The following is a 19,383-nucleotide window of genomic DNA, read 5'->3' on the forward strand; positions in this document are numbered from 1 at the left end:
CGCAGAGAGTGAAATCCCATGACCGAGGTCGTCATCGTCTCCGCCGCCCGCACCCCCGTCGGGTCGTTCCTCGGCGCCCTGTCGTCCTTGCCCGCCTCCAAGTTGGGCGAGATCGCCATCAAGGCGGCGCTGGAGCGGGCCGGGGTCGCGGGTGATGAGGTGGACGAGGTGATCCTGGGCCATGTGCTTCAGGCTGCGGCCGGCCAGGGCCCGGCGCGTCAGGCGGCGGTCGGCGCCGGCGTGCGCCAGTCCGCCCCGGCCTGGAGCCTGAACCAGATCTGCGGTTCGGGCCTGCGGGCCGTCGCCGTCGCCGCCCAGCAGATCGCCCTGGGCGACGCCGGGATCGTGGTCGCCGGCGGACAGGAGAGCATGAGCCAGGCGCCCCACGCCCAGCAGCTGCGCACGGGCCACAAGATGGGCGACGTCGCCCTGATCGACACCATGATCAAGGACGGGCTGTGGGACGCCTTCAACGGCTATCACATGGGCCAGACCGCCGAGAACATCGCCGACAAATGGGGCATCACCCGCGAGGCCCAGGACGAGTTCGCCCTGGCCAGCCAGCACAAGGCCGAGGCGGCGCAGAAGGCCGGCAGATTCGCCGAGGAGATCGCCCCGGTGGTCATCCCCGGCAAGAAGGGCGACGTGGTCGTGGACCAGGACGAATACATCCGCCACGGCGCCACCCTGGAGCTGATGCAGAAGCTGCGGCCCGCCTTCGCCAAGGACGGCAGCGTCACCGCCGCCAACGCCTCGGGCTTGAACGACGGCGCCGCCGCCCTGGTGCTGATGAGCGCCGAAGAGGCGAAGGCGCGGGGGCTTGAGCCCCTGGCCCGCATCGCCGCCTCCGCCACCGCCGGGGTCGATCCGTCGATCATGGGCACGGGGCCGATCCCCGCCTCGAAGAAGGCGCTGGAAAAGGCGGGTTGGACGGTCGCGGATTTGGACCTGATCGAATCCAACGAGGCCTTCGCCGCCCAGAGCCTGTGCGTGGTCAAGGAGCTGGGCCTCGACCCGGCCAAGGTCAACGTCAACGGCGGCGCCATCGCCATCGGCCACCCCATCGGCGCCTCGGGCGCGCGCATCCTGACCACGCTTCTGTTCGAGATGAAGCGGTCCGGCGCGAAGAAGGGCCTCGCCACCCTGTGCATCGGCGGGGGAATGGGCGTGGCGATGTGCGTGGAGCGGGGGTGACCTGAAACTTCCTTCTCCCTTTGGGAGAAGGTGGCCGCGAAGCGGACGGATGAGGGACAGGCGGTGCGCCAAGTCGCACCCACCGAACCCTCACCCTTCGGCTGCTTCGCGCCGCCCTTCGGATCGCACAAAGACGACGGCTCCGCCGCCGTGTGCTCAAGCCCTCTCCCGCCGGGAGAGGGAGTCCAACTTCAGTCCGCCGGATATTCGAAGGGATCGGTCGGCGTCGGCTCGGTCGGCAGGGGCATGCGCGGCAGGGGCTCGTCGCGGTTGGCCGCGTTCAGCAGGAAGCTGGCCAGGATAATCGCCGCCTGACGCATGTCCTCCGGCTTCAGGTGGTCATAGCTGTCGATACTGGTGTGGTGCAGGCGGCTGGAATAGTCGAGCGGATCCTGAATGAACTGATACCCCGGCACGCCGACCGTCTGCATATAGACGTGGTCGGTGCCGCCCGAAGGGCGCAGGGACACGGTGGTCGCCCCCATGCTGGCGAAGGGCGCAAGCCATTCCTGGAAGATCGGGACTGCGGCCACATTGCCCTCGGCGTTGATGCCCCGAATCTTGCCCGAGCCGTTGTCCAGGTTGAAATAGGCGACCAGATCCCGATAGCCTTCGCGCGGCTCGATCGGCCAGCGGCTGCGCCAGGTTCGGTTGTTCGGCAGGTTCGCCAACGCTGGATCGTTCGAGGGCGCGCGAGTGGCCAGATGCCTGTCGACATAGGCCAAAGAGCCCAGGATGCCCTGTTCCTCGCCGCTCCATAGGGCGAAACGGATGGTGCGTTTGGGCCTCACGTTCAGGGTCTTAAGGATGCGTGCGGCCTCCATGACCACTGCGCTGCCGGCGGCGTTGTCCACCGCTCCGTCCGAAGCGACCCAGCTGTCCAGATGGGCGCCCGCCATGACGTATTCGCTGGTTCCCCCGCTGCCGGGGATGTCGGCCAGGATGTTGTAGGCGTTGACGTCCTCGTCATGGAACTGGACCTCGCTCATCAGTTCCAGCGTGGGCGGCGTATCGGTCAGGGCCAGTCGGGCCAGACGACGATAGTCCTCAGCCGCCAGCTCCATGCCCGCCAGCTTGGGCGTCGCGCCGACCTGATAGGTATAGCCCGTGCCGTGCAGCAGGCCGCCGTCCCGCTGGGAAATCCTCACCCAGGCCAGGGCGCCCTGTTCGACCAGGAAGGCGTCGAGCCGCGCCGCGAAATCGGCCGTCTTCAGCTGACGCTCGATCGCAGCGGGCGAATACTGGGGTTGGACATAGGTGTTGCGCTCGGCCAGCTCGGCGCTGGTCCAGCGTTTGAAGGCCGGCTCGGTCGGTTCGGACCCCGTGCCGGGCTGGGACAGCATGACGATCTTGCCCGACAGCTTGCCCCGCCATTTGTCGAAATCCTCGACCTTGGAGATCGGCGCCACGATGACGCCGCCGCTGATCACCCCGTTGGTCGAAGGCGTCCAGGCCACCGGAATGGCCCTCAGGTCCAGCGGCCGCGGGGCCGTCATGCGGGCGCTGGAGCGGACGATGGACCAGCCCCGCCCGAACTCGAACCCTTCGGCCCGGACGTTCGACAGGCCCCAGTCGCGGAACTGCTGTTGGGTCCAGCGTTCCGCCTCCCGCATCTGCGGCGAATTGGTCATTCGCCCGCCGATCCGATCCGTCAGATAGGCGGCCGTCTGCATCACCTGGCTGTGGTTCAGCCCCTGGTCGATGATGCCGTTGACGGTGGTCCGGTTGACGGACTGGGCCGCGACCGGCGTGGCCAGAAGAGCGGCGGCGGAAACGAAGGCGAGCAGACGCGACATAGGACCCCCTGATTGGCTTAGAGCATGATCGTTTCGGACGGAACCGCTTCGCGGTTCCGACAGAAGCGTGAATCATGCTCTCGCTTCAATCTGCTATCTGACGGAATCCTCGACTGAAGTGCAAATCCAAAAGGCCCGGCGCGACGCTCAACCCCAGGGACCGCGCGGTTCGGCCGGCGTGGCGGGCACGCCAGTCGTCAGGCGCCGATGCGTCGCGGGGACCGCCGAGATCGGAACCGCCGGGGCGGACGCGGGCGCCGCCTGGCGCGGCCGCATCCCCATCTTCGCGCCCAGCTCCACCAGAGCCCGAACGCGATTTCCGGTCGCCGGGTGGGTCGAGAACAGACTGTCCGCCCCGCGCCCGGCCAGGGGGTTGATGATGAACAGCTGTCCGGAGGCGGGATTGCGCTCGGCCGTCGGATTGTGGATCCGCTTGGCGTAGGCCTCGATCTTCTGCAGGGCGGAGGCCAGGGCGTGAGGGTCATTGGCGATCTCCGCCCCGACGCGATCGGCCTCATATTCGCGGCTGCGCGAGATCGCCATCTGCACCAGGCCGGCCGCCATGGGCGCCAGGATCATCAGGGCCAGGGTTCCGATAAGGCCGCCGGGCCGCTCGCGGTCGTCGCCGCCCTGGAAGAACAGGGCGAAATTGGCCAGGGCGGCGATGGCCCCGGCGATGGTGGCCGTCACCGTCATGATCAGGGTGTCGCGGTTCTTCACATGGGCCAACTCGTGCGCCATCACGCCGCGCACCTCGTCGCGGGTCAGCATGTCCAGAAGACCGGTGGTGGCGCAGACGGCGGCGCGTTCAGGGTTCCGGCCGGTGGCGAAGGCGTTGGGCTGGTCGCTGGGGATGATGGCGACCTGGGGCTGGGGCAGGCCGGCGTCGCGCGCCATCTGGCGCACGTCGGCGACATAGTTGCGGACCACCGCATTGGGATGCTGCTCATCGACCGGCTGGGCCCGGTACATCTTCATGACGATCTTGTCGGCGTTCCAGTAGCTGAACAGGTTCATGCCGCCGGCGAAGACCAGGGCGATCGCCATGCCGGTCGCGCCGCCGATCAGATAGCCCAGCCCCCCGAAGAGCGCCGTTAAGGCGGCCAGAAGAATGAAGGTCTTCAGATGGTTCATCGTCGTTCCGTCGCCGTCGACGGCTTTTTGTGGCGTCGCGGCTTTGATCGACTATTTGAGGCCATGAGCCGCCGTCCTCAAGGGAGCCGACCTGTGACCGAACATCCCACCCCCGATCCGGCCGAAGCGACGACGGACGAGAAGGACGCCCCGACTTTCAACGCCGAAATCCCCCACGCCACGCCCGAAAGACCGCTGAGCGACGTCGCCCGACGCGCCCTGCTCGAGGCGGCTGAACGTCGCATGGCCCAGGAGGGCGCGGCGGCCGCAACCGAATACGGCGGTCCGACGGGGCCTGAACCGACCCGCTACGGCGATTGGGAGAAAAAGGGTCTGGCCGTCGATTTCTGACGGGCGCCGACGGCGCGACAATTGCCGAGACAAGACTTAGGTCAAGGAGTCTGTCCCGCAATGACACAGCCCATCATCGCCGCCGCGTCTGCGGTCCTCCTGCTTTCCGCCGCGCCCGCTCTGGCGGGCGGCCCTTCCGGCCCTCACGGCGGCGGCTGTGGAGGCTGCGGCGGCGGGCATCAGGGCGGACACCCCGGCGGCGGTCATTACGGCGGCGGCCACAACAGCAACGTCAATGTGAACGTGAATGCGAATGCGGGGGCCAACGCCTCGGCCTACGCCGGGGCTTCAGCCTATTCGGCGATCAACGCCCGCGCCTATTCCCAGTCGTCCAGCTTCAGCCGTCACGGCGGAGGCGGGGGCGGGGGCGGGGGCGGGGTGGTCTATGTCGGCGGCGGCTATGCCGAGGGCGGCGCCGTCGGCGGGGGCTATGCGTCCGCCCCGGCGGTGGTCTTCGTGGGGCCTGCGCCCGTCAGCGCCCCTGTCGGCTATCCGGTCTATGGCTTCGGTCGCGACTATATCGGCTGGCGCCCCTATCGGCCTCAGCCGCCGATCGACTGCGGCTGCCGCCCGCCGTATCCCGGTCACGACCGCGAGATGCGCTACGAGGATCGGCGCGACCTGAGCCGCCGAGACGCCTATGAGGCGCACGTCTACGAAGAGCGCGCCTATGAAGAGCGGGCCTATGAGGCGGGCGGCTATTATAGGGAGGAAGGGTCCGTTCCGGCGCCGACGCCCTATGTCGAATACCCGCCGATCTACGGGGAGCCTGAACCCCTGCCGCCGCCTCCCCCTCCGCCGCCGACGGACTATTACGGCGACCTGCCGCCGCCCGGCAATGTTCCGCCGCAAGCCCCGCCCCGCCAGTACTACGCCCAGGAACCGGGCGAGCGCGGCTGATCAGATCAGGGCGATGCTTTCGGCGACGGCCAGGGCGGCGGCGCGGGGGTCGGCCGCCGCCGTGATCGGCCGGCCGATCACCAGATGGGTGGCGCCGGCCTGAAGCGCAGCCTCGGGCGTGGCGGCGCGGGCCTGATCGTCCAGGGCCGACCCCGCAGGCCGAACGCCGGGCGTCACGATCAGAAAGTCGGGCCGGCCGGCGGCCTGTGCGATCTCGCGCACCCGGGCCGCCTCCTGCGGGCTGGAGACCACCCCGTCGATCCCCGCCTCAAGCGCCTGCCGCACACGCAGCTCCACCAGTTCGGCCGGCGACAGACTGTGGTCGTCCGCCGCCAGATCCTCGGCCGTCAGGCTGGTCAGAACGGTCACGCCCAAAACCTTGAGCCCTGATCCGGCCACGCCCCGCGCCGCCGCCGCCATGACCTGGGGCCGGGCGTGGACGGTCAGGAGGTCGCAACCCGAGGCCGCCAGATTCGCCGCCGCCTTTTCGACCGTCGCGCCGATGTCGTGCAGCTTCCAGTCCAGAAACACCTTGCGGCCCTCGGCCTTCAGGTCGCGCGCCAGCTCCATGCCGCCGACGGCGAATAGCTGCAGTCCGATCTTGTAGAAGCCCGCCGCATCCTGAACCCGCCCGACCAGGGCGGCGGCCTCTGCGACCGTCGGCACGTCCAGGGCGCAGATGATCCGTTCGTCGGGACCGCGATTGGGGGCGACGGTTTGGACCTGGGTCATCGACGGACTCGCGCTGAGCGGCTATGCCGGGACGCTGAAGGTGCGTCGGCGCGGCCGGCGTGTTGAATTTCAAGAGCGAGGCGAGGCGATGAACGCGGTCGATCTGGGTGTCAACCTGTTCGTGACCCTGTTCGCCCTGTTGGACCCGATCGGCAATCTGCCGATCTTCGCCGCCGCGACCGCCGGGGCCACCCTGCGTCAGCGGATCTCGGTCTCGGCCCTGATCTGCCTGTTCGCCATGCTGTTCCTCAGCTTCTTCCTGTTCACGGGCCTGGGCCTGCTGCAGTTCTTCGGCATTTCCCTGGCGGCCTTCCGCATCGCCGGGGGCATTTTGCTGCTGTTCTTGGGGCTGGACATGGCGCGCGGGGACTTTCTGGCGATGTTCGCCGACAAGGACGCCTTGAGCGACAGCAAGGATGTGCGCGGCTACGCCCGCCGGCGGTTCCAGCGTCTGGTCGTGCCCTTCGCCATCCCGCTGATGATCGGTCCGGGCGCCATCTCCGCCGTCATCATCAATGCGGGCGAGGCCGCTCAACTGGGTTACGCCGGCATGGCGGGCTCGGTCGCCGCCATCGCCGCCGCCTGCGTCGTCTCCTGCATCTGTTTCGCCCTCACCGGCTATCTGAGCCGGGTGCTGGGCGAGGTCGGCATGGCCATCATCGTCAAGGTGCTGGGCCTGATCCTGTGCGCCCTGGCCATCCAGTTCATCCTGCTGGGCCTGGGCGAAGCCATCCCCGGCATGATCTCCGGCGCCGTGACCACCCCCTATCCCGCCGCCTCCTGAAGCTTCAGTCGGCGGCGTCCTCGATGGCGTGGATGTCGTCGTCGGACAGGCCGAAATGGTGGCCGATCTCGTGGATCAGGACATGGGCGATCAGCTCGGCCAGGCCCACGTCGCCGCGCTCGCACCATTCGTCCAGTATGGGGCGGCGATACAGGAAGATCCGCGAGGGCTCGGGCGCCGGCCCCAGGCTGTCGCGCCGCCCGATGTCCACCCCGTAGTAGAGGCCGGTCAGTTCGAAGGGGTCTTCGATCTCCATCTCGGCCAGGGTCTGTTCGTCGGCGAAGTCGTCGATGCGGAACACCACCTCCCCCGCCGCCGCCCTGAACTCGGCCGGCAGGGCGTCGAAGGCCTGACGGGCCAGACGCGCGAAATCGTCCAGGGAGGGGGCGAAAAGGTCGGGAGCGGGCTCTGTCATCCGTCCGCTATCGCCGCGGTCGGCGGGGCGCGCAACGGGGCGCGATGACGCGATCGGAGGGTCTGACTTTTTCGTGCTGCATTGAGGTATGGTAAAGGCGAATCAGGGCGCGGGACTCAAGGACAAGAATGGCCGAGGCCGACATCGCCTATGTCGCCACTGCAGGCGCAGCCGGACTGGCCTTGGGCGTCAGCGCCTGGGCCTTGCGGCTGCGCGCGCGTCTGAGCGCCGCCGTCGCCGCCGCCGAGCGGGACCGTGACGCCGCCCAGGCCGATCTAAGCCGCCACGACAGCATGTTGCGCGCCTTCGACGACGTGAGCCTGGCCTTGACGGCCGAAGGCGAGGCGAGCGGCGCGCCCATCGGCCCCGCCGAATTGATCGCCCGACTGACCGCCTCGGACGCCGCCGTGGGGTCGGGCATGGATCAGGGCGAGGCGGGCCAGGCCATACTGACGCGGCTGAGGTTGAGCCATGCGGTTTCGATCGAGGCCCTGGTCGAGGCCGGAAAGGCGTTCGAGAGCCTGATCGACCTCGGCGACATCGAGCCTTGGCGCGTCGAAGGCCGGGTCGCCGGCGGGGTCGCCTGGCTGCGCCTGTCGCCGGCGTCCCGCGTGGTCCTGACCGGAGCCGATGCGACCGAGAGCGGCCTGTCTCTGCTGGGCGACGCCTCGCCGATTCCGACCTGGATCGTGGACGGCGCCGGACGACTGGCCTGGGCCAACCGCGCCTGGTTGAGCGAGCTCGGCGCCCAGTCGGTGGATGAGGTGCTGGACAAGGGCCTGTCGTTCGACCGCGGGGCCGACGCCCTGATCGCCGAGGCGGGCCGGCTGGGGCTGCGTCAGGAAGGGTTCCGCTGGACGACCGGCGGCGGCCATCGCCGGGCCTGGCGGATCATCGCCGAACCGGCGGCCGGCGGCGCCGTGACCGCCTTCGCCATCGAGGTGACGGAGGCCGAAGAGACCCGCGACACCCTGCGCCGCCACGTCGACGCCCACGACGAGACGCTGAACCACCTCGCCGATGCGGTCGCCATCTTCGGCCCCTCCAAACGCCTGGCCTTTCACAACACCGCCTTCCAGACCCTGTTCGACCTGGACCCCGCCTGGCTGGACGAACGGCCGACCCATGCCGAGCTGCTGGACCGGCTGCGCCAGCGCCGCCGCCTGCCGGAGGTGGTGGACTACGCCGGATGGAAGGCCCGCGAACTGGAATTCTACGGCGCGTCTCAGGCTGCGCCGGACGACAGCTGGTCCCTGCCCGACGGGCGGACGCTCCGGGTCGTGCGCCAGCCCCATCCGCTGGGCGGCATATTGCTGATCTTCTCGGACATCACCGACGAACTGAATCTGCGCAGCCGGTTCAACGCCCAGATCCAGGTGCAAAGGGCGACGCTCGACAAGCTGAACGACGCCGTCGCCGTCTTCGGCTCGGACGGGCGGCTGCGGCTGCACAATGAAGCCTTCGAGACCTTCTGGCGCCTGCCCAGCGATCGGATCGCCGCCTCGATCGACTTCGACGCCCTGGCCGAACTGTGCAAGGCCGTCCTGCCGGACCCGGCCCTGTGGCTGGGATTGAAGGCCCGGGTCGCCGATCCGGACCCCGAAAGCCGCATCGCCATCTCGGGCGAGGGACGCACGATCGACGGCCGCATCGCCGCCTGGCAGACCCGCCCCCTGCCGGACGGCGCCACCCTGGTCGCCTTTTCCGACGTGACGGCCCGTCGGGGCCTGGAACAGGCCCTGGTTCAGCGCGAACAGGCCCTGGCGGAAAGCCAGGCCTTGAAGCGCGAGTTCGTGGGCAATGTCTCCTATGAACTCCGCACGCCTTTGACGACGATCGTCGGCTATTCCGAACTTCTGGAGACGATGGGCGATCTGCCCGAGCGCAGCCGCCAGCATGCGGGCGCCATCCGCGTCGCCGCCGTCCAGCTGGCCCGCTCGATCGACGACGTTCTGGACATGGCCCAGATCGACGCCGGCGAGATGGAGCTGTCGCTGGGCGACGTCCGGGTCTGCGACCTGCTGAACGAGGCGGCCGAAAAGGTCCGGCCCAAGGTCGAGGGGCGCGGCGCCGTCCTGACCGTCGCCTGCGCCGCCGATCTCAGCCCCATTCGGGCCGACGAGCACCGGATCGGCCAGGCCCTGGATCATCTGCTGGAAAACGCCGCCCGCGCCGTTTCCGAAGGCGGGGCCGTTACCCTGACGGCCGAGGCCGGCGCGTCGGAGGTACGGCTGACCGTCTCCGATACGGGGCGCGGCATCCCCTATCATCTGCAGGCCCATGTGTTCGATCGCTTCGTCCGGCGCGAGCGGGGCGGACCGGGCGTCGGCCTGGCCCTGGTCAAGGCCCTGGTCGAACTGCACGGCGGCTGGGCCGAGGTGGAAAGCGAACCCGGAAAGGGCGCCGCCTTCATCCTTCATCTGCCGCTGGGCGCGGCCACCACCGCCGCCCCGCCGGAACTCCAGTTGGATCGGCCGCAAGCCGTAGAGGCGGCCGACTGAGCCGGAGCCGTCTCTCAGCCCTTCGACCCCAACCAGTCGAGCAGGCCGCGCGCCGCCGCGACGCCTGAGGCGAAACTGGCCTGAAGCAGATAGCCGCCGGTCGGCGCCTCCCAGTCCAGCATCTCGCCCGCGACGAAGACGCCCGGCCTGGCGATCAACATCGAGCGGGCGTCCACCGCCTCCAGCGCCACCCCGCCCGCCGTGGAGATGGCCCGCTCCAGCCCTTGGAACCCCGTCAACCGCACGGGCGCGGCCTTGATGCGCTGCGCCAGGCTGAAAGGATCGGCCGGCAGGGGGCCGGTCTCGCGCAGGAGGGCGACGGCTAGAGGGTCCAGTTTCGCCGTCTTGCGCAGATGGGTGGCCACACTGGCCTTGGCCCGCGGCCGCGCCAGGCGCTCCGCCAGCTGTTCGACCGTCAGGCCGGGCTTCAGATCAAGGTGGATTTCGACCTGACCGTCGGCCTCGATCGCCTCACGCAGGGCCGCGGACAGGGCGTAGATCGCCCCGCCTTCCAGTCCATAGCGCGTGACCATGACCTCGCCCGGCACCGTTCGATCCCTCAGGCGGACCGAGACGGGCTTCAGGGGCCGCCCGGCGAACCGCGCGCGAAAGGCGGCGGACCAATCCACGTCAAAGCCGACGTTGGCGGGGCGGAAGGGGGCGACGGCCACCCCTTGGGCCTCCAGCCACGGCTTCCAGTCGCCGTCCGACCCCAGACGCGGCCAGCTGGCGCCGCCCAGGGCCAGGACGACGGCGTCAGGCCGCACTCGCCGCTCGCCGTCAGGCGTTTCGAACACCAGATCCGGCCCCGACCAGCCGATCCAGCGCGACCGCGTGCGGATTTCGACGCCCAGCCCTTCCAGCCGCGCCAGCCAGGCACGGAGCAGGGGCGAGGCCTTCATGGCGCGCGGGAAGACGCGCCCGCTGGAACCGACGAAGGTCGGCTGGCCCAGGCCCTCGACCCAGGCGATCAGATCATCCGGCCCGAAGTCGGCGATCCAGGCCCTCGCTGTTTCAGCCGCCGGACCGTACCGGCTCAGAAAGCGCTCCATCGGCTCCGAATGGGTCAGGTTCAGACCGCCGCGCCCGGCCATCAGCAGTTTTCGCGCCGGAGACGGCGTCTGTTCATGCACCACCACCTTCAATCCGGCCTGGGCCAGGTGCTCGGCGGCCGTCAGGCCGGCCGGTCCGGCGCCGATCACATGGATGGCGGGCTCGGCTTGGCGGTCGGAGTGGGTCATCGCCCCGCTTTGCCCGCTCACCGCGACGCTGGCTATAGGGGGCGGGATGGTTATGTTCGGCCGATGAGCGTCGCCTTCACCCGAGAAGAAGATCTGGAAGCCACCGCCGCCGACCTGGCGGACCGGCCGATCTCGCCCCACCCCAACCTGGTCACGGCCGAAGGCCTGGCCCAAATCGAGGCCGAACTGGCCTCCGCGCGCGCCGCCTACGCCGCCGCCCAGATCAAGGGGTCGATCGAAAGCGATCGGACCGCCATGGCCCGCGCCACCCGCGATCTGCGCTACTGGTCGGCCCGCAGGGCGTCGGCCCAGCTGGTGGAGCCGGGCGAGACCGACGGGCGCGTTCGTTTCGGAGGCTCGGTCTGCATCGAGCGCGACGACGGGCGATCTCAGACCTGGCGCATCGTCGGCGAGGACGAGGCCGATCCCGCGAAGGGCTCGGTCAGCCATGTGTCGCCGCTGGCCCGCGCCGTTCTAGGCCGGCGCATCGGCGACGAGGTGGTGGTGGCGGGCCGGACGGTGGAGATCACGGCCGTCGGCTGACCGCCTTCAGCTCGGCTTTTCGGCGGCGTCTCCCAGCATCTCGCGGATCATGTCCAGGATCAGCTTCTGATTTCGCAGGGGCAGATGCGGCGCCAGACGGGCGATTTCGACACTGTGTTTGGTCATCCGGGGCTCGTGGTCGAAGGCGGGCGCCTCCTCCTCGCCCACGCCGGCCTGGGCCACGCGAAAGCCCGAAAAGAAGTAGGGAATCTCCACCTTCATGAAGTCGGCCATTTCGAACAGTTTCGAGGCCGAGACGCGGTTCGTGCCCTTCTCGTACTTCTGAACCTGCTGGAAACTGACGCCCAAGGCGCGCGCCAGGGCGCTTTGGGTCAAACCCAGGCCCAGACGCTTCTCCTGAACGCGGCGGCCGACGTGGATATCGACGGGATGGGGCTCCTCGAGTTTTTCGCGCGCCATCCCGATTCCCCTCGTCCCGCTGTCAGCCCCTAAGGCGAAGCCTAGTGGGAGAGGTCAACGGCCACAAGCCGGGACGGCGGCCGGCGAAAAGGGAAATCGCCAGGGCGGCCAGAAGACCCGCGAAAAAGAACGCGTCGCCCCATCGGCCGTAGGGGGTCACCGCCGTCGGGCGCGGCAAGGGCGCATCGATCACCCCGGCGACGCCGGGATCAAGCCTTTGATTCTGAACGATCCGGCCCCAAGGATCGATCATGGCCGAGATTCCCGTCGGCGTGGCTCGCGCGATGGGCAGGCCGGTCTCGATGGCGCGATAGCTGGCCAGGTTCAAATGCTGGCGCGGCCCGGAGGTCGCGCCGAACCAGGCGTCGTTCGAGGCGTTGACGATCCAGTCGGGACGCCCGTCCGCGCCGGGCGTGAAGCCGGGATAAAGGCTTTCATAACAGATCAGCGGCTGGACCGGCGGAACGCCCGGAACGCGGATGGGCGCAGGAATGGGCCCGGCGGAGAAATCGCTCGGCATGTGAACCAGGCTGCGAAGCCCGACGGCCGTCATGATCGAACCCAGCGGCAGATATTCGCCGAACGGCACCAGCCGATGCTTGTCATAGACGGCGGCGATCCGCAGGCCCGGCCCGGCTTCGTCCACCAGGGCGAACAGGCTGTTGTAATAGCGGGCGCCCTCTGGGGCCGTTGGATCAGGTTCGCCCCGCGCCAGCCCCATCATCAAGGTTTGCCCCGGCCGCACGGCGCCGGCGATGGCGGCCGCATCCGCCGAGGCGAAGACGTCATTGGCCGAGGCCGGCAGGGCGCCCTCGGGCCAGACCACCACGTCGGGCGTTCGGGCGGCCGGCTGTCTCGTCAGGGCGACGTAGCGATCGACGATGGAGCGATAGGCCTCGGGCGACCACTTGGTTTCCTGTTTAACGTCGGCCTGGACCAGGCGAACCACGGTGTCGGTGAACCGCAACTCGGCCTGGGCCAGGCGCACGGCGCCGAAGAGGCCGATGGCGGCCAGAACCAGAAGGCCCGACCCTGCCGAGATCAGGCGGCCGCGCGCCGCGCCGGGTCCGATCAAGGGCGCCAGGGCGGCGGTCGAGGCCACTGTGATCAGACTCAATCCATAGACCCCGACCACCGAGGCGAACTGGGACATGCCCCCGCCCGCCCGCCAGGTCGCGCCAGCCGGGTTCCAGGGAAAGCCGGTCAGCACATGGCCGCGCAGCCATTCGGCGGCGCAGAACAGGGCGGCGAACAACAGGACCCGGACCACGCCGATCGGGGCGAACCGACGATAGAGGGCGCAGGCGGCGCCCCAGAACAGGCCTAGGCCGGCCGGCAGCAGGCTGGCGGCGAAGGGCGCCATCCAGGCCTGTTCCGGATTGACGAAGAAGGCCTCGGCCACCCACCAGCAGCCGATGAAGAAATAGGCGAAGCCCGCCAGCCACCCCATCCAGAAGGCGCCGCGCGGGGTGTCCGACCGTTCCGACAGGATCATCAGCAGCGGATAGCCCAGAAGGCCGACCAGCACCCCGAACGGCGGATGGGCCAGGGCCGTCCCCGCCCCGGCCGACAAGGCCAGACCGATGCGGATCAGACGCCAGGTCCAGGCGCGACGCTTCTCGGGAAGGGCGCGAACGCGGGCGGCGAAACGGTCGAGCGCGGCGTCGGGAAACATAGTGTCAGTCCTGCCCCTCTACAGAGACATCAGCGGCATAGGGGTCGGCGACGCCCAGTTCGGCCAGGATCTCGCGCTCCTCGGCCTCCATCGCCTCGGCCTCGGCCTCATCCTCGTGGTCGCGGCCCAACAGGTGCAGCACCCCATGAACGACCAGATGGCTCAGATGGTCCGACAGGCTCTTGCCCTGAACGTTCGCCTCGGTCGCGCAGACGCCATAGGCCAGGACGATGTCGCCCAGATGCGGCGCGGCGTTCTCGGGCGCGGGAAAGGACAGGACATTGGTCGGCTTGTCCTTGTCTCGGAATCGGGCGTTCAGCGCCCGCACCGCCTCGTCGTCGGTCAGCAGGACGACGACGTCGCCCGCCACGGCGCCCAGGGCCGCCGCTGCGGCCCGTTCCGCTGCGGCTGCGACATCCGGCAGGGCGGCGGTCCAGGCCTCGGCCTCGATTTCGATGTCGATCATTCGGCGTCTTCAAGGTCCGGGGTCGGACGGGACCGGGCGGCGTCGGCGTCATAGGCGCGCACGATCCGCTCGACCATGGCGTGGCGCACCACGTCCTCGGCCGCGAACCTCAGGATGCCGACGCCCTGGACCCCGTCCAGGATCCGCAGGGCATGGGCCAGGCCGGAATCGCGCGGGTTCAGCAGATCGATCTGGGACGGGTCGCCCGTCACCACCATCCGCGCCCCCTCGCCGAGACGGGTCAGGACCATCTTCATCTGCAGACGCGAGGTGTTCTGGGCCTCGTCGACGATGACGAAGGCGTGGCTGAGGGTTCGGCCGCGCATGAAGGCGATGGGGGCGGCCTCGATCTCGCCCTTGTCGCGACGGCGCTGCACGTCCTCGGCGCCGAGAATGTCGTTCAGCGCCTCCCAGATTGGGGCCAGATAGGGATCGACCTTTTCGTTCAGGTCGCCGGGCAGAAAGCCCAGCTTCTCGCCCGCCTCGACCGCCGGGCGGGTGATGACCAGCCGGTCCACCTGGCCGCGCCGCAGCAGGGAGGCGCCGTAGGCGGCCGCCAGGAAGGTCTTGCCCGTGCCGGCCGGGCCGACCCCGAAGCTGAGCTCGCACCGGCCCAGCATGTCGACATAGGCGGCCTGGGCCTTGGTCTTGGGCACGATGGCGCCGCGCTTGCCGCCGGGCAGGGAGACGCCCGCCGCCGCCAGACCCGGCGCGCCCTTGCCGCCCCGCGCCTGACCCAGGGCGGCGCGCACATCAGCCTCTGTGACCTCGGCCCCCAAGGCGGCGCGCTTGGCCAGATCCTCAATGACACGGCGGGCGTCGGCCCGGTCGCGCGTACCTCCATTGACGGAGACCCCGCCGCCGGGTGCCTCGACCAGAACCTTGAAGGCGTCCTCGATCAGGGCGACGTGACGGCTGTTGGGTCCGATCACCGCCCTCAGTTCGGCGTCATTCAGGGGAACGAACTCGGACTCTCTCGCCACTAGGCCGCCTTTTCCTTTTCCGCCGCCCCTGGGGCGACAAGCCGGCCCGTCAGACTGTTCTGCTGGCCGGAAATGATTTCGACCGGAACGATCTGGCCGATCAGATGATCCGCATCATCGACATGGACCGACTGGAGATAGGGCGAGCGACCGATGGCCTGGCGGCGATCGGGATGGCGACCCTTGCGGTCGAACAGGACATTCAGGGTCCGGCCCGCCTGGGCCTGGTTGAAGGCCGTCTGCTGTTCGGTCAGCAGTTCGATCAGCCGGTGCAGCCGTTCCTTGGCCACCTCGGGCTCGATCTGTCGGCCCATGCCGGCGGCGGGCGTGCCGGGCCGGGGCGAATACATGAAGGCGAAGGCCGAGGCGTATCGGACCTGGCGCACCAGATCGAGCGTCTCCTCGAACTCGCGATCCGTCTCTCCGGGGAAGCCGACGATGAAGTCGCCCGACAGGGCCATGTCGGGCCGGGCTTCCCGGATGCGGGCGATCAGATCGAGGTAGGTCTGGCGGCCGTGCTTGCGGTTCATCAGCCGCAGGATGCGGTCCGAGCCCGCCTGAACCGGCAGGTGGAGATAGGGCATCAGGGCGTCCAAGTCGCCGTGGGCGGCGATCAGCGCGTCCGACATGTCGTTGGGGTGGCTGGTCGTATAGCGGATCCGGTCCAGGCCGGGGATTTCGGCCAAAGCGTAGGCCAGTTCGGCCAGGCTGGACTTGCGCCCGTCGGGCCGTTCGCCGTCATAGGCGTTGACGTTCTGGCCCAGCAGGGTGACCTCGCGCACGCCGCGCCCGGCCAGGGCCCGCGCCTCGTCCAGCACCGCGGCCAGGGGCCGCGACCATTCGGCGCCGCGCGTATAGGGCACCACGCAGAAGGTGCAGAACTTGTCACAGCCTTCCTGCACCGTCAGGAAGGCGGTCGGGCCCTCGGTGAACCGGGCGGCCGGCAGGGCGTCGAACTTGTCGTCCGGCGCGAAGTCGGCGCCGATCCGTTCACCTCGGGCCCGGGCCGTGCGGGTCAGAAGCTCGGGCAGCTGGTGATAGGCCTGCGGGCCGACGACGATGTCGACCGCCGGCTGGCGTTTCATGATCTCCTCGCCCTCGGCCTGGGCGACGCAGCCGGCGACGGCGATGGTCATGTCGCCGCCCGCCTGGCGCTTGAGGTCGCGCAGTTCGCGGATCTTGCCGAGCTCGGAATAGATCTTCTCGGCCGCCTTCTCGCGGATATGGCAGGTGTTCAGAATGACGAAGTCGGCCGCCTCGACCTCCTCCGTCACGGCATAGCCCAGCGGCCGCAGCACATCGGCCATGCGCTCGCTGTCATAGACATTCATCTGACAGCCGTAGGTCTTGATGAACAGCCGCTTGGACGGCGTGTTCTGCGCGGCCTCGGCTTTGGGAACCAGGGTCTCGGTCATGTCGGGCTTATGATCGCCCGAACCGGCGAGGACAAGACCGGGTTTCAGCCCGCATCCGCGTCTTCGGGCGCCACGCGCGCGGCATGGCGTTTGAAGATGAGCCCTTCACGCTTGGACGGTTCGGCGCCGTCGATCGGCACGCCGTAAAGTTCCAGCTTGTGGCCGATCAGTTCGAAGCCCAGCCGTTCGGCGATTTCGCTTTTCAGCTTTTCGATCTCGGCGTCGAAGAATTCGATCACCTCGCCGGTCTTGGTGTCGATCAAGTGATCGTGATGGTCGTCGCCGGCCTCTTCATAGCGGCTGCGCCCGTCGCCGAAGTCGTGCTTCTCGACCACGCCCGCCTCTTCGAACAGGCGCACGGTGCGATAGACGGTGGCGATCGAAATATGCGGATCGATCGAGGAGGCGCGGCGGTACAGCTCCTCCACATCGGGGTGGTCTTCCGCCGAGGAGAGCACCCGGGCGATCACCCGGCGCTGTTCGGTCATACGCATGCCGCGGTCGGCGCAGAGTTTTTCAATCCGGTCCATAGGGCTAGAATAGGGGCTCAGGCCGCTTCAGGGAAGCGGCGCCGTGTCCGGATTCATAGCAAGATCGCGTCCCAGCACCAGGGCGTCCGTTCGACCCCCGTCGGGCCGTGCATAATAGGCCTTGCGTCGCCCGATCGGGCGGAAGCCGGCGCGGTCGTAAAGGGCGCGGGCGGCCGTATTGTCCTCGGCCACCTCCAGAAACAGGCGCACGGCCCCGGCCTGGGCGGCGGCGACGGCCGCCTGACCGACCAGGCGCCCGCCCAGACCGGCCCGCCGCGCCTCGGGCCGCACCGCCAGGGTCAGGATCTCGGCCTCATCCAGCACGACCCGGATCAGGATGAAGCCGTCCGGCTCGGCCAAAGCAAAGACGCCCGGCTGGGCCAGGAGGGCGGCGAACTCGTCCTGGCTCCAGGGCGCCGGAAAGGCTTGGGCATGCACCTCGGCCAGGGCGGCGGGATCGGGACGCGTCATGGCGCGGTCTGGCGGGGCTGTCCCGGCAGACGGGTAGGCGGCGCCGCATCGGGCGCGCGCAGATACAGGGGCCGGGGCGGATGGGCGGCGGGATCGGCGAACCGGGTCAGCCGAGCCAAGGCCGCCGGCGCTGGGGCGACGACGGGATCGGCCGAGGCCAGCCTCAGCTCAGGATAGGCTTCGCTCAGAAGACCGACCCCGCTGCCGACCGCCTGAACCTTCGTCCCCAGAGCGGCGATGCGGTCTGCGGCCGCCTCCAGGGGCAAAGCCTCTTCCGGGCCGAGGGCCCGGCCGCCGGCGAAGAATTTGGCGTAGACCTGACCCCGCCGGGCGTCGATCAGGGCCGCGACCGGGCCGCCCGCCGTCGCCAGGGAATCAGCCAGGGGATCAGCCAGGGCGTCCAGCGTGGACACCCCCACGACCGGCCGCCCCAGGGCGGCGCCCAGACCCTGGGCGAAGGCCAGGCCCACTCTCAAACCGGTGAAGGAGCCCGGCCCGACCGTGACGCCGATCCGATCAAGACGATCGAAACCGCCCCCCGCCTCGGTCATGACGTCGCGCACCAGACCCCCCAGCCGTTCCTGGTGGCCCTTGGCCATCGGCTCAAACCGCACCGACAGGGGCTGGTCGTCCTGGAAAACCGCCGCCGTACAGGCGCCCAGCGCCGTATCAATGACCAAGAGTCTCATGCCGGCCTTCTAGAGGCTGACAGGCGGATGGGAAATCGCTTTGCGGCCTCAACCCGCCCTCAGCCGCCGCTCAGACCGCGCGTCAGGCCGCGCGTCAGGCCGCGTCTCCTAGGCCGCGCGCGACAGAACCTCGACCAGCTGCGTCAGAGCCTGTCTTACGGAACGGTCCTCAATGGCGGCGAAGCCGGCGGCCATGGCCAGGCCTTCCGGCGTGGCGGCCAGGGTTCGCATGATCGAGAGGTCGGTCGGCTCGCCGGCCTCCGCCCGCGCCGGAAAAAAGGCGCTGATCGGCATGGACAGGGCGATCGCCAGATTGTGCAGCCGGGCGGCCGATATCCGGTTCTGCCCGCCTTCGTACTTCTGCACCTGCTGGCAGCTGACCCCGACCATCTCGCCCAGCGCCGTCTGGGACAGACCCAGGGCCTGACGCCGAGCGGCGATGCGCGCGCCGACATGGACGTCGACAGCCTCGACTGAGCGGGCGTTCCGGCGGGAAGCGGCGGGGCGGCTGTTCATGGCTCGAAGATGGCGCAACCTGTCCGGGTATGCAACCTTTTCGTTTCATGGCTCGTGGCGCGCCGTGACGAGGCAGAGCTGCGCCACCCTGCCATGATCTATGACCTCCTTCCCTTCCAGACCGCCGACGCCCCGCACGTGCAGGCCGTCGGCGGCCGAGCGATCGAAAATGCGCGCCAGCCGCCGGCCGTCGGTCGTCAGGATTACGCAGCCCTGCCCCGGTCGCGGCTGACCCGGACGATACTCCAGAACGACGCCGCGATCGGCCCAGGGCGACAGGGCGTCGTCGGCCACCTCGAGCCGATGGGTCTGGGGAATGGACGCGCCGGAGAAGGCGCGACCCCGCGCTTCCAGACCGTCCGCCGGACCGGCCGGCGCCGCGTCCGGACCTCCGGCCGCCAGCAGAGCCAGGGCCTCGGGCGTGGAATCGAGGGCGCCGGTCAAACGCCTCTGGACATCCGGCCGAAACAGGCCCGGCCGACGACCGGCCTCGTAAAGGCCCCAACCCTGGCTGGTCATCTCCAGTCGAGCGCCCGCCTCGGCCTGGGACAGGCCGCGTTGGCGACGCAGGGCGGCGAGCGCCTCACCGAGACGAAGAACAAGAGGATCAGGGACGAAGCGCGCCAT

General features: G+C 69.3%; 21 protein-coding genes. 6 read left to right on the forward strand and 15 right to left on the reverse strand.

What is annotated here, in order from left to right; all coding sequences use genetic code 11:
* Nucleotides 1-18: 18 nt before the first annotated feature.
* Nucleotides 19-1,194, forward strand: coding sequence for an acetyl-CoA C-acetyltransferase (locus BSP_RS02865; RefSeq protein ID WP_054764379.1), 1,176 nt, complete (start codon nt 19-21; stop codon nt 1,192-1,194).
* A gap of 191 nt (nt 1,195-1,385) precedes the next feature.
* On the opposite strand, the gene BSP_RS02870 is transcribed toward BSP_RS02865, so the two are convergent.
* Both BSP_RS02870 and htpX read right to left on the reverse strand, forming a co-directional pair.
* Nucleotides 1,386-2,990, reverse strand: coding sequence for a M20/M25/M40 family metallo-hydrolase (locus BSP_RS02870; RefSeq protein WP_054764380.1), 1,605 nt, complete (start codon nt 2,988-2,990; stop codon nt 1,386-1,388).
* A 147-nt stretch (nt 2,991-3,137) separates the two neighbouring features.
* Nucleotides 3,138-4,124 (reverse strand): zinc metalloprotease HtpX, encoded by a 987-nt coding sequence (gene htpX, locus BSP_RS02875; protein WP_152949228.1) that lies wholly within the window; start codon nt 4,122-4,124, stop codon nt 3,138-3,140.
* 93 nt (nt 4,125-4,217) lie between these two features.
* Here htpX and BSP_RS16290 point away from each other — a divergent pair, with 93 nt between their 5' ends.
* A complete protein-coding gene (locus tag BSP_RS16290; protein ID WP_370513372.1) occupies nt 4,218-4,475 on the forward strand; it encodes a DUF1674 domain-containing protein in 258 nt (85 codons plus the stop codon).
* Nucleotides 4,476-4,535: 60 nt separating this feature from the next.
* Nucleotides 4,536-5,375, forward strand: coding sequence for a hypothetical protein (locus BSP_RS02885; RefSeq protein WP_152949229.1), 840 nt, complete (start codon nt 4,536-4,538; stop codon nt 5,373-5,375).
* Here the strand turns inward: BSP_RS02885 and pyrF are convergent, their stop codons facing one another.
* Entirely contained in the window at nt 5,376-6,107 is a 732-nt protein-coding gene (gene pyrF / locus BSP_RS02890) for an orotidine-5'-phosphate decarboxylase (RefSeq protein WP_054764384.1), read from the reverse strand.
* Nucleotides 6,108-6,195: 88 nt separating this feature from the next.
* Between pyrF and BSP_RS02895 the strand changes: the two genes are divergently transcribed.
* Nucleotides 6,196-6,891 (forward strand): MarC family protein, encoded by a 696-nt coding sequence (locus BSP_RS02895; RefSeq protein WP_152949230.1) that lies wholly within the window; start codon nt 6,196-6,198, stop codon nt 6,889-6,891.
* Nucleotides 6,892-6,895: 4 nt separating this feature from the next.
* On the opposite strand, the gene BSP_RS02900 is transcribed toward BSP_RS02895, so the two are convergent.
* Entirely contained in the window at nt 6,896-7,306 is a 411-nt protein-coding gene (locus BSP_RS02900) for a metallopeptidase family protein (RefSeq protein ID WP_152949231.1), read from the reverse strand.
* Nucleotides 7,307-7,434: 128 nt separating this feature from the next.
* Between BSP_RS02900 and BSP_RS02905 the strand changes: the two genes are divergently transcribed.
* Nucleotides 7,435-9,807 carry a PAS domain-containing sensor histidine kinase gene (locus BSP_RS02905; RefSeq protein ID WP_152949232.1) on the forward strand — a complete coding sequence of 791 codons (2,373 nt, stop codon included), beginning with the start codon at nt 7,435-7,437 and terminating at the stop codon, nt 9,805-9,807.
* 14 nt (nt 9,808-9,821) lie between these two features.
* Here BSP_RS02905 and BSP_RS02910 read toward each other — a convergent pair whose 3' ends face one another.
* Nucleotides 9,822-11,048: a TIGR03862 family flavoprotein gene (locus BSP_RS02910; protein ID WP_152949233.1), complete on the reverse strand. Its 1,227-nt coding sequence runs from the start codon at nt 11,046-11,048 to the stop codon at nt 9,822-9,824.
* Nucleotides 11,049-11,111: 63 nt separating this feature from the next.
* Between BSP_RS02910 and greA the strand changes: the two genes are divergently transcribed.
* Nucleotides 11,112-11,591, forward strand: coding sequence for a transcription elongation factor GreA (gene greA / locus BSP_RS02915; protein WP_152949234.1), 480 nt, complete (start codon nt 11,112-11,114; stop codon nt 11,589-11,591).
* 6 nt (nt 11,592-11,597) lie between these two features.
* Here greA and BSP_RS02920 read toward each other — a convergent pair whose 3' ends face one another.
* The 10 genes from BSP_RS02920 to BSP_RS02965 all read right to left on the reverse strand — a co-directional run bounded on the left by BSP_RS02920 (nt 11,598) and on the right by BSP_RS02965 (nt 19,383).
* Nucleotides 11,598-12,011 (reverse strand): helix-turn-helix domain-containing protein, encoded by a 414-nt coding sequence (locus BSP_RS02920; protein ID WP_007390016.1) that lies wholly within the window; start codon nt 12,009-12,011, stop codon nt 11,598-11,600.
* A 22-nt stretch (nt 12,012-12,033) separates the two neighbouring features.
* Nucleotides 12,034-13,686: an apolipoprotein N-acyltransferase gene (lnt, locus tag BSP_RS02925; RefSeq protein ID WP_152949235.1), complete on the reverse strand. Its 1,653-nt coding sequence runs from the start codon at nt 13,684-13,686 to the stop codon at nt 12,034-12,036.
* A gap of 4 nt (nt 13,687-13,690) precedes the next feature.
* Nucleotides 13,691-14,152: an rRNA maturation RNase YbeY gene (ybeY, locus tag BSP_RS02930; RefSeq protein WP_152949236.1), complete on the reverse strand. Its 462-nt coding sequence runs from the start codon at nt 14,150-14,152 to the stop codon at nt 13,691-13,693.
* Nucleotides 14,149-15,135 carry a PhoH family protein gene (locus BSP_RS02935; RefSeq protein WP_152949237.1) on the reverse strand — a complete coding sequence of 329 codons (987 nt, stop codon included), beginning with the start codon at nt 15,133-15,135 and terminating at the stop codon, nt 14,149-14,151. The genes ybeY and BSP_RS02935 overlap by 4 nt, the downstream gene beginning before the upstream one ends.
* The gene (gene miaB, locus BSP_RS02940) at nt 15,135-16,550 is read right to left on the reverse strand and encodes a tRNA (N6-isopentenyl adenosine(37)-C2)-methylthiotransferase MiaB (protein WP_152949238.1); all 1,416 of its coding nucleotides are present in this window, start codon (nt 16,548-16,550) and stop codon (nt 15,135-15,137) included. The genes BSP_RS02935 and miaB overlap by 1 nt, the downstream gene beginning before the upstream one ends.
* 44 nt (nt 16,551-16,594) lie before the next feature.
* Nucleotides 16,595-17,080, reverse strand: coding sequence for a Fur family transcriptional regulator (locus BSP_RS02945; RefSeq protein ID WP_152949239.1), 486 nt, complete (start codon nt 17,078-17,080; stop codon nt 16,595-16,597).
* Between the two features lie 27 nt (nt 17,081-17,107).
* Entirely contained in the window at nt 17,108-17,551 is a 444-nt protein-coding gene (gene rimI, locus BSP_RS02950; protein ID WP_152949240.1) for a ribosomal protein S18-alanine N-acetyltransferase, read from the reverse strand.
* Nucleotides 17,548-18,240, reverse strand: a complete 693-nt coding sequence (gene tsaB / locus BSP_RS02955) for a tRNA (adenosine(37)-N6)-threonylcarbamoyltransferase complex dimerization subunit type 1 TsaB (protein WP_152949241.1) — start codon at nt 18,238-18,240, stop codon at nt 17,548-17,550. Before tsaB ends, rimI begins: the two co-directional genes overlap by 4 nt.
* Before the next feature lie 108 nt (nt 18,241-18,348).
* Nucleotides 18,349-18,756: a helix-turn-helix domain-containing protein gene (locus tag BSP_RS02960; RefSeq protein WP_152949242.1), complete on the reverse strand. Its 408-nt coding sequence runs from the start codon at nt 18,754-18,756 to the stop codon at nt 18,349-18,351.
* A 45-nt stretch (nt 18,757-18,801) separates the two neighbouring features.
* Nucleotides 18,802-19,383 carry a helix-turn-helix transcriptional regulator gene (locus BSP_RS02965; RefSeq protein ID WP_152949243.1) on the reverse strand — a complete coding sequence of 194 codons (582 nt, stop codon included), beginning with the start codon at nt 19,381-19,383 and terminating at the stop codon, nt 18,802-18,804.

Source organism: Brevundimonas sp. Bb-A, assembly GCF_009394735.1.
Classification (GTDB): domain Bacteria; phylum Pseudomonadota; class Alphaproteobacteria; order Caulobacterales; family Caulobacteraceae; genus Brevundimonas; species Brevundimonas aurantiaca.